Annotated in this window: 13 protein-coding genes; 10 read left to right on the top strand and 3 right to left on the bottom strand. The window is 72.5% G+C overall.

The annotated features are described in order from the left end of the window. Nucleotides 1-96: 96 nt before the first annotated feature. Complete coding sequence (locus tag K6T13_RS12425; protein ID WP_222894879.1) at nucleotides 97-1,458, top strand: bifunctional folylpolyglutamate synthase/dihydrofolate synthase; 1,362 nt, start codon at nucleotides 97-99, stop codon at nucleotides 1,456-1,458. Next, nucleotides 1,455-1,838: a DUF4233 domain-containing protein gene (locus K6T13_RS12420; protein ID WP_249423767.1), complete on the top strand. Its 384-nt coding sequence runs from the start codon at nucleotides 1,455-1,457 to the stop codon at nucleotides 1,836-1,838. The genes K6T13_RS12425 and K6T13_RS12420 overlap by 4 nt, the downstream gene beginning before the upstream one ends. Here the strand turns inward: K6T13_RS12420 and K6T13_RS12415 are convergent. Together K6T13_RS12415 and K6T13_RS12410 are read right to left on the bottom strand one after the other, a co-directional pair. After that, entirely contained in the window at nucleotides 1,808-3,088 is a 1,281-nt protein-coding gene (locus K6T13_RS12415; protein WP_222894878.1) for an MFS transporter, read from the bottom strand. The genes K6T13_RS12420 and K6T13_RS12415 overlap by 31 nt on opposite strands. Then, nucleotides 3,085-3,660, bottom strand: coding sequence for an ArsR/SmtB family transcription factor (locus tag K6T13_RS12410; protein WP_222894877.1), 576 nt, complete (start codon nucleotides 3,658-3,660; stop codon nucleotides 3,085-3,087). The genes K6T13_RS12415 and K6T13_RS12410 overlap by 4 nt, the downstream gene beginning before the upstream one ends. Nucleotides 3,661-3,754: 94 nt before the next feature. Here K6T13_RS12410 and ndk point away from each other — a divergent pair, with 94 nt between their 5' ends. The 8 genes from ndk to K6T13_RS12370 all read left to right on the top strand — a co-directional run bounded on the left by ndk (nucleotide 3,755) and on the right by K6T13_RS12370 (nucleotide 12,342). Beyond that, complete coding sequence (ndk, locus tag K6T13_RS12405) at nucleotides 3,755-4,180, top strand: nucleoside-diphosphate kinase (RefSeq protein WP_222894876.1); 426 nt, start codon at nucleotides 3,755-3,757, stop codon at nucleotides 4,178-4,180. A 432-nt stretch (nucleotides 4,181-4,612) separates the two neighbouring features. After that, entirely contained in the window at nucleotides 4,613-5,641 is a 1,029-nt protein-coding gene (locus K6T13_RS12400) for a rod shape-determining protein (protein WP_222894875.1), read from the top strand. After that, the gene (gene mreC, locus K6T13_RS12395; RefSeq protein WP_222894874.1) at nucleotides 5,641-6,579 is read left to right on the top strand and encodes a rod shape-determining protein MreC; all 939 of its coding nucleotides are present in this window, start codon (nucleotides 5,641-5,643) and stop codon (nucleotides 6,577-6,579) included. Before K6T13_RS12400 ends, mreC begins: the two co-directional genes overlap by 1 nt. After that, nucleotides 6,576-7,088, top strand: coding sequence for a rod shape-determining protein MreD (mreD, locus tag K6T13_RS12390; protein ID WP_222894873.1), 513 nt, complete (start codon nucleotides 6,576-6,578; stop codon nucleotides 7,086-7,088). Before mreC ends, mreD begins: the two co-directional genes overlap by 4 nt. Further along, the gene (gene mrdA / locus K6T13_RS12385) at nucleotides 7,088-9,208 is read left to right on the top strand and encodes a penicillin-binding protein 2 (protein ID WP_222894872.1); all 2,121 of its coding nucleotides are present in this window, start codon (nucleotides 7,088-7,090) and stop codon (nucleotides 9,206-9,208) included. The genes mreD and mrdA overlap by 1 nt, the downstream gene beginning before the upstream one ends. Next, a complete protein-coding gene (gene rodA / locus K6T13_RS12380) occupies nucleotides 9,205-10,392 on the top strand; it encodes a rod shape-determining protein RodA (RefSeq protein ID WP_222894871.1) in 1,188 nt (395 codons plus the stop codon). Before mrdA ends, rodA begins: the two co-directional genes overlap by 4 nt. Nucleotides 10,393-10,445: 53 nt before the next feature. Then, nucleotides 10,446-11,423 (top strand): phosphotransferase family protein, encoded by a 978-nt coding sequence (locus K6T13_RS12375; RefSeq protein WP_222894870.1) that lies wholly within the window; start codon nucleotides 10,446-10,448, stop codon nucleotides 11,421-11,423. Nucleotide 11,424: 1 nt separating this feature from the next. Then, nucleotides 11,425-12,342, top strand: coding sequence for a TIGR03086 family metal-binding protein (locus tag K6T13_RS12370; RefSeq protein ID WP_222894869.1), 918 nt, complete (start codon nucleotides 11,425-11,427; stop codon nucleotides 12,340-12,342). Nucleotides 12,343-12,351: 9 nt separating this feature from the next. On the opposite strand, the gene K6T13_RS12365 is transcribed toward K6T13_RS12370, so the two are convergent. After that, a complete protein-coding gene (locus K6T13_RS12365) occupies nucleotides 12,352-13,458 on the bottom strand; it encodes a calcium:cation antiporter (RefSeq protein ID WP_222894868.1) in 1,107 nt (368 codons plus the stop codon). Nucleotides 13,459-13,498 lie beyond the last annotated feature (40 nt).

The following is a 13,498-nucleotide window of genomic DNA, read 5'->3' as shown; positions in this document are numbered from 1 at the left end:
AGGTGCCCCACCCTCGGAGTCCCCAACCGCACGGGGCCTCTGACGTGCGACAACGGGTTCGTGGACCCCTGCAGTCGCGCCCTAGACTCGGCCGCGATGAGTGACACCCCTGCTGCGCCGCGCCTGGCCCAGAACGTCGCCGAGGTCGAGGACGCCCTGCTGTCGCGCTGGCCCGAGACCCGGCTGGAGCCGTCCCTGGACCGGATCCGTGCCTTCACCGAGCTGCTCGGCCACCCCGAGCGCGCCTACCGCGTCATCCACCTCACCGGCACCAACGGCAAGACGTCCACGTCGCGGATGATCGACACCCTGCTGCGGGCGCTCGAGCTGCGCACCGGACGCTTCACCAGCCCGCACGTGGAGCGGATGAGCGAGCGGATCTGCATCGACGGTCACCCGCTCACCGACGCCGAGTTCGTCGACGCCTTCAACGACGTGGCGCCCTACACCCACCTCGTCGACGGGTCCGAGCCCTTCCCGCTCAGCTTCTTCGAGACGGTGGTCGGCATGGCGTACGCCGCGTTCGCCGACGCCCCGGTCGACGTGGCCGTCGTCGAGGTCGGTCTCGGCGGGGCCTGGGACGCCACCAACGTGGCCGACGGCGACGTGGCTGTGGTGCTGCCGGTCGCGGTCGACCACGCGAAGTTCCTCGGCGACGCTCCCGCCACCATCGCCCTCGAGAAGGCGGGCATCATCAAGCCCGACGCCGTCGCCGTCATCGCCGAGCAGCAGCCGGACGTCGCCGAGGTCCTGCTGCGGCGGTGCGCCGAGGTGGGGGCTCGACCGGTCCGCGAGGGCGTCGACTTCGGCGTCGAGTCCCGAGCCGCCGCCGTCGGCGGACAGGTGATGACGCTGCAGGGTCTCGGCGCGCGCTACGACGACGTGTTCCTGCCACTGCACGGCGCCCACCAGGCCCAGAACGCCGCCACGGCCCTCGCTGCGGTCGAGGCGTTCGTCCCGGACCGGCCTCTGGATCCCGAGCTGGTCGCCGGCGCGTTCGCGCAGGTCACCTCACCCGGTCGGCTCGAAGTGATACGGCGCTCTCCCACCATCGTGCTCGACGCGGCCCACAACCCGGCCGGCGCGACGGCGACGGCCGCGGCGCTGGAGGACTCCTTCGCCTTCGACCCGCTCATCGGGGTGATGGGGGTGATGGCCGACAAGGACCACGAGGGCGTGCTCGCGGCCTTCGAGCCTCACCTGTCCCACCTCGTCTGCACCCAGAACTCCACCGACCGGGCGCTCCCCGCGGACCGGCTCGCCGCGGCAGCCCGCGAGATCTTCGGGGACCACCGGGTCGAGGTCGCCCCGCGCCTCGGCGACGCCATCGACCGGGCCGCCGCGCTGGCCGAGGCCGGGACCGCCGTCGGGACCTCCATCGGCTCGGGGGCGGTGCTGGTCACCGGGTCCGTGGTGACTGTCGGCGAGGCCCGCACCATGCTCAAGGGACGCGCATGAGCGCCCCGCAGACGCGCTCGCCCCGCCGGGGGATGTGCGCCGCCGTGCTCGCGCTCGAGGGGATCGTCGTCGCCCTGTCCACCCCGGTCATGATCACCCTCGGCGGCGTACCGGTCGGGACCGCGCTCGCGGTCGGGCTCGGCGTCGCGGCTGCCTGCCTGCTGCTCGCGGGACTGCTCCGCTCCGAGGCGGCGTACGTCGCCGGGTGGCTGCTCCAGCTCGCCGCGGTGGGCGTCGGCGTGCTGGTGCCGGCCATGTTCTTCCTCGGTGCGATCTTCGGCGCGCTCTGGGCCACCGCCTACTTCCTCGGCCGCAGGATCGAGCGCGAGCGCGCCGCGGCGTACGCCGCCTACGAGGCGGGGGAGACGACCGAACCCTGAGCCCGCTCCCGCTCGGCGCGCAGCGCCGGCAGGTAGAGCGCGGCACCCAGGATGCTGAACGCGCCGGCTGACACCATGGCCACCTGGGTGCTGGTGCCCTGGGCCAGGAAGCCGAGGAGCGGGGCCACGACCGCGAACGTGCCCATCGCCAGCATGGAGTTCATGGAGAGCACGGTGGCCCGGTTGGCCGCTTCCGCCTCCCGGTGCAGCAGCGAGGCGTGGACGGGGCCCGCGGCGCCGTGCAGGCCGTAGGTGACCAGGTAGGCGGCGACCAGCGCGACCGGGCCGGCCACCACGCCCATCACCACCGCGCCGACGCCGTTGAGGGCACGGGCGAGGATCGCGGTCCGGGCGACCCCCCAGCGGCCGCTCAGCAGGCCGGCGAGGGCGGAGCCGAGGGCGAACACGCCCCAGCCCACCGCCCCGATCGGTCCCATCAGGGCGCCGGCACGCTCTTCGCCACCGACGAGCTCGGCCAGCCGCACGGGCTGGAAGGTCTCGAACACCACCATGCCGGTGGACCAGAACACCTCCACCAGCACCAGCGCGCGGAGCACCCGGTTGCGGGCCAGCAGCCGCAGTCCGTCGCGCACCACCTCCGGCGCCTGTCGCGCCGACGCCCACGCCTGCCGCGCGCCCCGGCGTCCCGGCTGGGTGCGGGGCTCGTGCATCAGGGCCACGACGACGACCAGGTGCACGACGTTGAGGACCGTCCACGCCACGAAGGGCAGCAACAGGGCCGAGCCGAAGGGCAGCGGGTCCCACCACACCAGGGCGCCGGCGAGGGCCGACCCGACGGCGATCGCGACCCCCAGCACCATGCCCTGGGCGGCGAGGGTGCCGTCGACGTCGGCTCCCGGCTCGGTCGCGTGGACGGTGTCGACGTACCAGGCCTCGAGCGGGCCGGAGTCGAGGGCGCGGAACACCCCCATGAGGGCGGCGCCGACGGCGAACAGCCAGAGGTCGTCCGCCACGACGATGACCACCGCGGAGGCGACGTTGACGACGGCCGCGGTGATGAGGACGGGCCGCCGGCCCAGTGCGTCGGCGAGGCTGCCGGTCGGGAGCTCGAGGGCAAGCACCACGAATCCCTGCAGGGAGATCGCCAGCAGCGCCTGCGAGATGGTGAGGCCGCGCTCGAGCAGCAGCAGGGTGATCAGGCTGGCGACCAGCCCGACCGGGAACCAGCGGGTCAGGGTGAGCAGCAGGAACACCCGCCGCGCGGCGGCCGGCGGGAGCACGTCGCTCATCGCTGAGGGGCCTGGTACGTCGCCTCGACCGGGACGAGGAGCGACCCGTGGATCACCCGGACGGCCTGGGGGTCGCCGGCGCCGGCGTCGCGGAACCGGTGCAGCACCGCCTGGATCTCCTCGCGCATCTCACGCGCCTGCTCGGGGGTGAGGAGGAGTCCGTCATCGCCGTAGCCCAGGGCGTCCCGCCAGGCTGCGGGCCAGCCGGCCTCGGCCTGGAAGAAGAGCTCCGCCCGTTCGACGAGCTCAGCGGTGTAGTGGCGCGTGAGCCAGGAGACCGACGCCTCGGCCTCCTCATCACCCGCGAAGTCGCTGGGCTCCCACTCGTGCCCGCGGGTGGCGGCCTCCCACACGCGCCGTTTGCCCGCGCCGGTCCCGGTGTCATTCACGAGCCCGACCTCCTCGAGCTTGCGGAGGTGATAGCTGGTGGCGCCGGTGTTGGTGCCCAGGCGGTCGGCCAGCTCGGTGGCCGTCGCCTCACCGTGGAGCCGCAGCTGGCTGAGCAGCCGGGAGCGCAGGGGGTGGGCCAGCACCCGGAGGGCGGTGGCGTCGAGGCGGATCGTGTCGACCATGGGTGCACAGTACCTGTGCACAACTTCTGTGCACAAGAGTTCTGCACCGATCCCGGGTGGGTGCCCGACAGCCGGGATCGCTACGCTCCCGGTCATGGCAGTGGAGCGCACCCTGGTCCTGATCAAGCCCGACGGCGTACGCCGTGGACTCACCGGTGAGGTCCTCCGCCGGATCGAGGCGAAGGGCTACACGCTGGCTCGCCTCGAGCTGCGGCCGGCGACACCGGAGCTGCTCGCCGAGCACTACGCGGAGCACGAGGGCAAGCCGTTCTACGAGCCGCTGGTGGAGTTCATGCTCTCCGGTCCGGTCGTGGCCATGGTGGTCGAGGGAGAGCGCTGCATCGAGGGCTTCCGGGCGCTGGCCGGTGCCACGGACCCGACCGCCGCGCTCCCGGGCACGATCCGCGGCGACCTCGGCCGCGACTGGGGCCTGAAGGTCCAGCAGAACCTGGTGCACGGCTCGGACTCCCCAGAGTCGGCCACCCGCGAGATCAAGATCTGGTTCCCCGACCACAGCTGACCCGCCCCTCGCCGAGCCGTCACTCCGGCTGGTTCAGCCAGGGCCGAGCCGTCACCGCGGCTGGTTCAGCACCAGCCGAGCCGTCACTCCGGCGGGTTCGGTCCCCCGAGCTGTCACCCCGCGGGGTCCAGGCTGCGTGCGTCTGCTGCGACGCTCGCTCGGTGAACCTGCCGAAGTGACGGCTCACGGGTGTGTGAACCAGCCGCAGTGACGGCTGGCCGGGGTGTGAACCAGCCGTAGTGACGGCTCGCGGGGGTGTGAACCAGCCGCAGTGACGGCTCGGCAAGGTCACAGCACCCCAGATCACACCTGACCCATCCGTCCCGCGTGTCTCCCGGGGGGCGGGGCCTCGCGAACCTAACCTCGTCACAGGGTGCGTCGCGGGGGCGCTCCCGCTTCCCCCGGAACGACTGAGCGCGAGGCATCGGGCACATGGCGAACAGCTTCATCGGCCGTGACATGGCGGTCGACCTCGGTACCGCCAACACGCTGGTCTACGTCCGCGGCAAGGGCGTGCTGCTCGACGAGCCCAGTGTGGTCGCGCTCAACGACACCACCGGCGAGATCCTCGCCGTGGGTCACGAGGCCAAGCGGATGATCGGTCGTACGCCGGACAACATCACCGCCATCCGGCCGCTGAAGGACGGCGTCATCGCCGACTTCGAGGCGACCGAGCAGATGCTGCGCTTCTTCATCCGCCAGGTGCACCGCCGCCGCTACTTCGCCAAGCCGCGGATGGTCGTCTGCGTGCCGAGCGGCATCACCGCCGTCGAGCAGCGGGCGGTCAAGGAAGCCGGCTACCAGGCGGGCGCCCGCCGGGTCTACATCATCGAGGAGCCCATGGCCGCCGCGGTCGGCGCCGGGCTGCCGGTGCACCAGGCCACCGGCAACATGGTCGTCGACGTCGGCGGCGGCACCACCGAGGTCGCCGTCATCAGCCTCGGCGGCATCGTGACCAGCCTCTCCATCCGCACCGCCGGCGACGACCTCGACCAGGCGATCGTCGCGTGGATGAAGAAGGAGTACTCCCTCATGCTCGGCGACCGCACCGCCGAGGAGGTCAAGATGACCCTCGGGTCGGCCTTCCCGCTGCCGGACGAGCCGGAGGCCGAGATCCGGGGCCGCGACATGGTCTCGGGCCTGCCGCGCACGGTGGTGGTCTCCAGCGCGGAGATCCGTCAGGCCCTCGAGGAGCCGCTGCACGCCATCGTCGACGCGGTGCGGGCGACCCTCGACCAGACTCCGCCCGAGCTGGCCGGCGACATCATGGACCGCGGCATCGTGCTCACCGGCGGCGGCGCCCTGCTCCGCGGCCTCGACGAGCGGCTGCGCCACGAGACCGGCATGCCGGTCCACGTCGCGGAGGACCCCCTCGCCAGCGTGGCGATGGGCGCCGGCAAGTGCGTCGAGGAGTTCGAGGCGCTCCACCAGGTGCTGGTCTCCGAGCCCCGGAGGTACTGATGGCGCTCGACGTACGTCGCCTCCGCGAGCGTCGCTGGCGCAGCCTCAGCGAGCTCGACGCCGGTCGGCGCCCCTCGCGGGCGCTGCTCGTGGCCCTCGTGCTAGCCAGCGTCTCCCTGATCACCCTCGACTACCACGGCGGCCCCGACTCCCCGCTCGAGCCCGCCCGCCGCGCCGTGGGCGAGACGCTGGGACCGCTCGAGGCAGCCTCGGCCGCGGTCGTGCGGCCGGTGACCTCCATCCCCGGCTGGTTCCGGTCCCACGACTCGCTGCGCGCCGAGCTGGCCGCCCTCGAGGCCGAGAACGCCGACCTGCGCTCGGAGGTCGCGACGTCCGGCTACGACCGCAACCGGCTCGAGGAGTACGACGGCCTCACGGCTACCGCCGAGGGGCTCGGCCAGGCGCTGGTGCCCGCCCGGGTCGTGGCGCTCGGACCCTCACAGTCCTTCAGCCGCACGGTCACGATCGACGCCGGCTCCGACGCCGGCGTCCGCCCCGACCAGACGGTGCTCAACAACGACGGCCTGGTCGGCCGGGTGCTGCGCACCACCCGGACGACCGCGACCGTGCTGCTGGTCATCGACGCCGGCTCGGTGGTCGGCGGCCGGGTGGGCGGCAGCATGGAGATGGGCTTCCTCCAGGGACGCGGCGACCTCGGCGACAGCGGCAAGCTCGACCTCGAGCTCGTCGACGAGGCCGAGGTCCCCGCCAAGCACGACGTGGTCGTCACCTGGGGCAGCCAGAGCGGGGCGCCGTACGTCGCCGGCGTCCCGGTCGGGCGCGTCACCGCGGTCTTCTCGAGCATCCGGGAGACCTCGCAGCGGGCCGTCATCGAGCCCTTCGTCGACTTCGGCTCCCTCGACCTCGTGGGGGTGGTGGTCCCGTCCGGCACCAGCAGCGACCGGGCCGTGGTCGAGGCCGACGGGAGCCTGCGATGACCCTCGTCCGGGCCGGGGTGGCGCTGGCAGCGGTCGTCGTCGCGCTGGTGCTGCAGGTGACCGTCTTCCCGCACGTCGCCTGGCAGGGCATCGTGCCCAACCTGGTGCTGCTGGTGGTGGTCGCGGCCGCGCTGGTCCGCGGCGCCCAGTTCGCCGCCGTCGTCGGATTCGTCGCCGGAGTCGCCCTCGACCTCGCGCCACCGGCCGACCACGTCGCCGGTCAGTGGGCACTGGCCCTCGTCCTCGTCGGGTACGTCGCCGGCCGGGTCCACCAGGAGCAGCGCCCGACCGCGACCGCGGTGGTCGCCACGGTCGCGGTGTCCTCGTTCGTCGGCACGTCCGTCTTCGCCCTGACCGGGACGCTGCTCGAGGCTCCCGGGTTCGAGGTCGGCACGCTGCTGCAGGTGATCCTGGTGGCGGTGCTCTGGGACGTGCTGCTGACGCCGTTCGTGCTGCCGCCGCTGATGGGCATGTTCCGGCGGATCGAGCCCGAACGGGTCGCCGCCTGATGTCGGCCACCAGCGCCGACACCCGCAGCCGCCTGCGCCTGGTGGTGATCCAGGCGCTGGTGTTCTCGCTGTTCGCGACGCTGTTCGTCCGCCTCTACTACCTGCAGGTGGTCAGCGGCGAGCAGTACACCGCCCAGGCAGCCGACCAGTCGGTGCGCGAGATCGTCGTGCAGCCGCAGCGCGGGCTGATCGTCGACGCCCAGGGCCGCCCGCTGGTCGCCAACCGGATGTCGTGGGTCGTCTCGATCGACCGCACCCTGCTGGAGCGGCTCACGGAGTCGCAGCAGCAGCGGCTGCTCCAGCGGATCGGCTCGACCGTCGACCAGCCCCCCTCCCGCATCCGCAAGAAGCTGGTGACCTGCGGCTTCGAGGGCAGCGTGCCGGGCGTGTGCTGGAACGGCTCGCCCTACCAGCCGGTCCCGATCGCCCACGACGTGCCGAAGCAGGTCGCGCTGCGGATCCTCGAGCAGCCGGAGGACCACCCCGCGGTCATCGCGGAGCAGCAGAGCGTCCGCGCCTACCCGCGACCCTTCGGGATCAACGCCGCCCACCTGCTGGGCTACCTCAGCCCCATCACCGAGGAGGAGTACGACCAGGCGCGTGACAACGGCGACCGCTCCCTCAACGGCGCCTCGGCGGTCGGGCGCGCCGGGGTGGAGAAGCAGTACGACGTGTGGCTGCGCGGGATGCCCGGCTACCAGCGGGTGGCCGTCGACTCCATGGGCCGGGTGCTGGGGGAGGAGCAGGAGATCCCGGGCCAGCCCGGTGACACGCTCGTCACCTCCCTCGATGCCAAGGTCCAGGGCGTGGTCGAGAAGCAGCTCGCGCAGACGATCCGCACCGCGCGCCAGACCCGCGACACGGTCACGGGCCGCAACTACGTCGCCGACGCCGGCGCAGCCGTCGTCCTCGAGACGCAGACCGGCCGGGTCGTGGCGATGGCCAGCCAGCCGACGTACGACCCCGAGGTCTGGGTCGGCGGCATCACCAAGAAGCAGCTGGCCCACCTCTACTCCGAGAAGGCCGGTACGCCGCTGCTCGGCCGCGCCACCCAGGGCCAGTTCGCCCCGGGCTCGACGTGGAAGCCGTTCATGACCGCCGGGGCGCTGACCCACGGCTACTCCCCGGCGAGCCGGTTGGACTGCTCCTCCGGCTTCCAGGTCGGCAACCGGGTGTTCAAGAACTACGAGTCCGGTGCCTACGGGTCCATCGGGTTCGACCGCGCGCTCGAGGTCTCCTGCAACACCTTCTTCTACCGGATCGGCTTCAACTACTGGGCGAAGTACGGCTCCGACGTCGACGACGTCACGGCCCGCGACCCGCTGGTCGAGGAGGCCAAGACCTTCGGCTTCGGCGCCGAGACCGGGATCGACCTGCCCGGCGAGGCATCCGGCCGGATCGCCGACCGGCGCTGGAAGCGCGGCTACTGGAAGCAGATGAAGGACTACTACTGCGGGATCGCCGCCAAGCCGCAGGACCAGGAGACCAGCGACTTCGTCTACAAGTTCGCCCGCGAGTTCTGCATCGAGGGTTACGCCTACCGCGCCGGCGACGCCGTCAACTTCGCGATCGGCCAGGGCGACACCATCGTCACCCCGCTCCAGCTGGCCCGCGGCTACGCCGCGCTCGGCAACGGGGGCGTGCTCCACGCGCCGCAGATCGCCAAGGCGATCGTGAGCCCCGACGGCACGGTGCTCGAGCGGTTCCGGCCCCGCAAGGTCGGCACCGTGGGGCTGCCCCGCGAGGTGCTGTCCTACATCGACACCGCGCTGAAGGGGGTCAGCACCCGCGGCACGATGAGCTGGCGGCTCGTCGGCTTCCCGCACGACAAGGTGGTCATCCGCTCGAAGACCGGGTCCGCCGAGGTCTACGGCAAGCAGTCGACCTCGTGGGTGGCCTCCTACACCGACGACTACGTCGTGGTGATGATGGTCAGCCAGGGAGGCACCGGCTCCGGCACGTCGGGTCCGGCCCTCCGCAGGATCTGGGAGGCGCTCTACGGCGTCGAGGGGCTCGAGGTCCGGGCCGACCGGGCGGCGGTCCCGGGGGTGGTCGCGCCCGACGCCCTCCCGAGCTTCCAGCGCGACGGCTCGATCATCCCGCCCCGGAGCCGGCGATGACCGGCCGGGGTCGGGGCAGCGCGACCCTGCGCGTGCCCGGTCTCGACTGGCTGCTGATGTCGGCCGTGGCCGCCCTGCTGGTCCTCGGGACGCTGCTGGTGTGGTCGGCGACCTCGGCCCGGCTCGACCTCACCGGCGGCGATGCGGCGGCCTACCTGCGCAAGCAGCTGGTCAACATCGCGGTGGGCCTGGTCCTCATGGTCCTGGTGCTGGCCACCGACCACCGGTGGGTGCGGATCCTGGCGCCGGTGGCCTACCTGGTCTCGGTCGGCGGGCTGGTCCTGGTGCTGACCAACGGGGTCACCATCAACGGGTCCCGGTCGTGGATCCAGCTGGCCGGGCTGTCCATCCAGCCGGCCGAGCTGGCCAAGCTGGCGGTCGTCATCGGGATGGCGCTCGTCGTCGCGGAGCGTGCGGAGGGCAGGCGGCACCGCACGGTCGACTGGATCGACGTCAGCCTGATGCTCCTGATCGCGGGTCTCCCTGCGGTGCTGATCCTGCTGCAGCCCGACCTCGGGACGATGCTGGTCCTCACCGCCACCGTCTTCGGCGTGCTCGCCGCCGCCGGTACGCCGCGCCGCTGGCTCAGCCTGCTGCTGGCGGGCGGGGTCGTCGCGGCGACCGCCGCCGTGGCCGGCGGGATGCTCAAGGCCTACCAGGTCGACCGGTTCCTGGCCTTCACCAATCCGGACCTGGACCCCCGCGGCGCCGGCTACAACACCGAGCAGGCCAGGATCGCCGTCGGCAACGGGGGTCTCTTCGGGCAGGGGCTCTTCGACGGGTCCCAGACCCGCTCCGGGTTCGTCCCCGAGCAGCACACCGACTTCGTGTTCACCGTGGCGGGCGAGGAGCTCGGCCTGCTGGGCGCGGGGCTGGTCATCGCGTTGCTCGCGGTCGTCATCTGGCGGGCGCTGGTCATCGCCGCACGGGCTGAGGACACCTTCGGCCGGATCGCAGCCGCGGGCATCGCCTGCTGGCTGGGTTTCCAGGCGTTCCAGAACATCGGCATGTGCCTGGGGATCATGCCGGTCACCGGCGTACCCCTGCCGTTCGTGTCCTACGGGGGCAGCTCGATGTTCGCAGGTCTGCTCGCCGTCGGCCTGCTCCAGAACATCCACCTGCGGTCGGCAGTCTCCCCGGCAGCCCGCCTCGTGGCCCAGCAGCGGGTGCTCGTCCGGCGGTGAAGATCCCCCGGACGGGTCTGGCCCGGCGGGGGAACCAGGAGCACCATGGGGCCATGGACCGTGCGGTGCTGGACGCCGCGCTGGAGCGCACGCCACTGGGTGAGGACGGCCGCTCGGGAGCCACCCTCGACCGGGTCGTGCTCGCAGACGGCTCGACCGTGGTGGTCAAGCGCTACGACCCCGACCGCGACCTCGTGATGCGGATGCTGGGCGACGAGCGGGGCCGCGAGGTGGCGGTCTTCGAGAGCGGTCTGCTGCACGCGCTGCCGCCGCTCGTCCACCACGCGATCCTCGACGCCTGGTACGACGACGACGGCCTCGGCGTCGTGGTCATGCGCGACCTCGGAGCAGCCGTGCTGGGCTGGCACTCACGGGTGTCCGCGATGCAGTCGCGCACGGTGTTCCGGGCGGCGGCGCAGCTGCATGCCACCCCGCTCGCGGCGGACCCGGGTGTGCTGACCCCGCTACGGGAGGTGCTGGGCGTCTTCGAGGTACCGCGGTTGCAGCGCCTGGCGGGCGCCGGCCTGATCGACCTCGCCCTCCGGGGCTGGGCCCACTGGCCCGAGGTCGCGCCCGGGGACGTGGGTGACCGGGTCATGGCGCTCGCCCACGACACCGCGCCACTGGTCGCGGCGTGCGCCCAGCACCCGCCGGCCCTGCTGCACGGCGACCTGTCGATCGTGAACCTCGCGCTGGAGAGCGACCGGCCCGGAACCGTGACCCTCCTCGACTGGGGCATGACGACCGTGGGCCCGGCAGAGATCGACGTCGGGCGGTTGCTCGCCGGCTGCGCCCACGTGATGGACGGCGGCCTCGACGAGCTGGTTCGGCGCTACCGCGAGGTCATGGGCGCGGCGTACGACGCGGACGCGATGCGGCTCGGGCTGCTGGCCGGGCTGGTCTGGCTCGGCTGGAACAAGGCGCTCGACATCGTCGAGCACCCCACCCCCCACGTCAGGGAACGAGAACGGGTCAACCTCGGCTGGTGGCTGCACCAGGCCGCGGCGGCCTTCGAGTCAGGAGTCGCCTGAGATGGACCTCAACACGCTCTACCACCGGACCGTCGAGAGCTGGGCCGACCACGTCAACGCCGTGAAGCCCGACCAGTGGCAGGACCCCACGCCGTGCACGGAGTGGACCGTCCACGACCTCGTCAACCACGTCACGGGCGAGGACCGCTGGACCGCCCCGCTCATGCACGGGAGGACGATCGAGGAGGTGGGCGACCGGCTCGACGGCGACCTCCTCGGGGACGACCCGATCGACAGCGCCCTCCGGGCCGCGCAGGAGGCCGTGCTCGCGGTCGCGGAGACGCTGCCGGGCGGCGGCACGGTCCACCTGTCCTACGGGGAGGAGCGCATGGACGAGTACGTCCGTCAGCTCGCCGCCGACCACCTGGTCCACGGCTGGGACCTCGCCGTCGCGACCGGGGCCGACCGCCGGCTCGACCCGGCCCTGGTCCACGAGGTGGGGGCGTGGTTCGCGGAGCGGGAGGAGCTGTATCGGCAGGCGGGGGTGATCGCACCGCGTGCGGGCGCCCGGGACGACCCGCAGGCCCAGCTGCTCTCCGCGTTCGGTCGTGACCCGGCGTGGGGTCCGACCCACGCGGCGCTGGCGCAGTTCTCGGCTGCGTTCGGCCGTGGCGACGTACCCGCGATCATGGCGCTGATGACCGACGACTGCGTCTTCGAGGCGACCGGCCCGGCTCCTGACGGCATCCGTCACGAGGGTGAGGAAGCCGTGCGCGGGGTCTGGGAGGACCTGTTCGCGACCACGGCCGAGGCGACCTTCACCGAGGAGGAGTCGTTCGTCCACGGCGACCGGGGAGTGCTGCGGTGGCGCTTCGACTGGACGGAGGCCGACGGCGCCCCCGGCCACGTGCGTGGTGTCGACGTGCTGCGGCTCCGGGACGGGCGGGTCTGCGAGAAGCTCTCCTACGTCAAGGGCTGAGGCGCCCGCTCAGGGCCGGATCGAGAGGAACACGAAGGCCGCCAGCAGCGCCAGGTGGAGCCCGCCGGCGAGCGGCTTGGCGCGTCCGGGGACCACCGTCAGGACAGCGACGAACGCCGTCACCACGAGAAGCACGATCTGCGTCTGGCCGAGACCGAGGGCCAGCGGCCCCTCGAGCCAGATCGAGGCGATGGCGATCGTGGGGATGGTGAGTCCGATGGCCGCACCGGCAGAACCGAACGCCAGGTTGAGACTGATCTGGGTGCGGTCCCGACGTGCTGCCCTGACGGCAGCGATGGACTCGGGCAGCAGCACGACGAACGCGATCACGACGCCGACGAACGCGGCGGGGAAGCCGAGTGCCGCCACCGCCCGCTCGATCGCCACCGACTCGACCTTGGCCAGCCCCACCACGGCCACCAGGGACACCAGGAGCAGGCCGAGACTGCGCAGCGCCATGGTGTTCGAGGGTGGGTCCGCGTGACCGTCGTGATCCTCGTCGACCGCCGTGCCGCCCTCCTCCACGGGCAGGAAGAAGTCGCGGTGGGCGATGGTCTGGGTGAAGACGAACATCAGGTAGAGGGCTGTGGAGGCCACGGCGGCGAAGGCGAGCTGGCCGGGTGAGAACTCCGGGCCGGGCTCGCTCGTGGTGAAGCGGGGGAGCACCAGGCACAGCGTGGCGAGGGTGACGACGGTCGCCAGCGCCGAGCCCGTCCCCTCGGGGTTGAACACGGCCAACCGGTTGCGCAGGGCGCTGACGAGGATCGAGAGGCCGGCGATGCCGTTGATCGAGATCATCACCGCCGCGAAGACGGTGTCGCGGGCCAGCCCGCTGGTGTCGGATGTCGAGGTGATCATCAACGTGACGATCAGCGCGACCTCGATCACGGTGACGGCCACCGCCAGGACCAGCGAGCCGAACGGCTCGCCCACGCGGTGGGCCACGACCTCGGCGTGGTGCACGGCCGCCAGGACCGCGCCGCCGAGCAGCAGCCCCACCAGCGCGAGGACGACATCGCCGGGCTTGCGTCCCCAGGTCGCCACCAGGGCGAGCATGGCCAGCACCGGGACGGCGGTCGTCCAGGAGATCCGGTTCCCGACCCTCGCCCCCAGCATGCCCAGAACCCTAGGGGAGGACGGCAAGGGTCCGGTCCGG

Origin of the sequence: Nocardioides coralli (assembly GCF_019880385.1) — a bacterium.
GTDB classification, from domain to species: domain Bacteria; phylum Actinomycetota; class Actinomycetes; order Propionibacteriales; family Nocardioidaceae; genus Nocardioides; species Nocardioides coralli.
Note: the sequence above shows the minus strand (reverse complement) of the source record. Positions and strands in the feature narration are given on the sequence as shown.

Bases quoted from the DNA above. Each gene is read 5' to 3' on its own strand.
- K6T13_RS12375 (WP_222894870.1), top strand. From the start codon at position 10,446: ATGGACCGTGCGGTGCTGGACGCCGCGCTGGAGCGCACGCCACTGGGT.
- K6T13_RS12415 (WP_222894878.1), bottom strand. From the start codon at position 3,088: ATGAGCGACGTGCTCCCGCCGGCCGCCGCGCGGCGGGTGTTCCTGCTG.
- K6T13_RS12365 (WP_222894868.1), bottom strand. From the start codon at position 13,458: ATGCTGGGGGCGAGGGTCGGGAACCGGATCTCCTGGACGACCGCCGTC.
- K6T13_RS12420 (WP_249423767.1), top strand. From the start codon at position 1,455: ATGAGCGCCCCGCAGACGCGCTCGCCCCGCCGGGGGATGTGCGCCGCC.
- mrdA (WP_222894872.1), top strand. From the start codon at position 7,088: ATGTCGGCCACCAGCGCCGACACCCGCAGCCGCCTGCGCCTGGTGGTG.
- K6T13_RS12370 (WP_222894869.1), top strand. From the start codon at position 11,425: ATGGACCTCAACACGCTCTACCACCGGACCGTCGAGAGCTGGGCCGAC.
- K6T13_RS12410 (WP_222894877.1), bottom strand. From the start codon at position 3,660: ATGGTCGACACGATCCGCCTCGACGCCACCGCCCTCCGGGTGCTGGCC.
- mreD (WP_222894873.1), top strand. From the start codon at position 6,576: ATGACCCTCGTCCGGGCCGGGGTGGCGCTGGCAGCGGTCGTCGTCGCG.
- mreC (WP_222894874.1), top strand. From the start codon at position 5,641: ATGGCGCTCGACGTACGTCGCCTCCGCGAGCGTCGCTGGCGCAGCCTC.
- ndk (WP_222894876.1), top strand. From the start codon at position 3,755: ATGGCAGTGGAGCGCACCCTGGTCCTGATCAAGCCCGACGGCGTACGC.
- K6T13_RS12425 (WP_222894879.1), top strand. From the start codon at position 97: ATGAGTGACACCCCTGCTGCGCCGCGCCTGGCCCAGAACGTCGCCGAG.
- K6T13_RS12400 (WP_222894875.1), top strand. From the start codon at position 4,613: ATGGCGAACAGCTTCATCGGCCGTGACATGGCGGTCGACCTCGGTACC.
- rodA (WP_222894871.1), top strand. From the start codon at position 9,205: ATGACCGGCCGGGGTCGGGGCAGCGCGACCCTGCGCGTGCCCGGTCTC.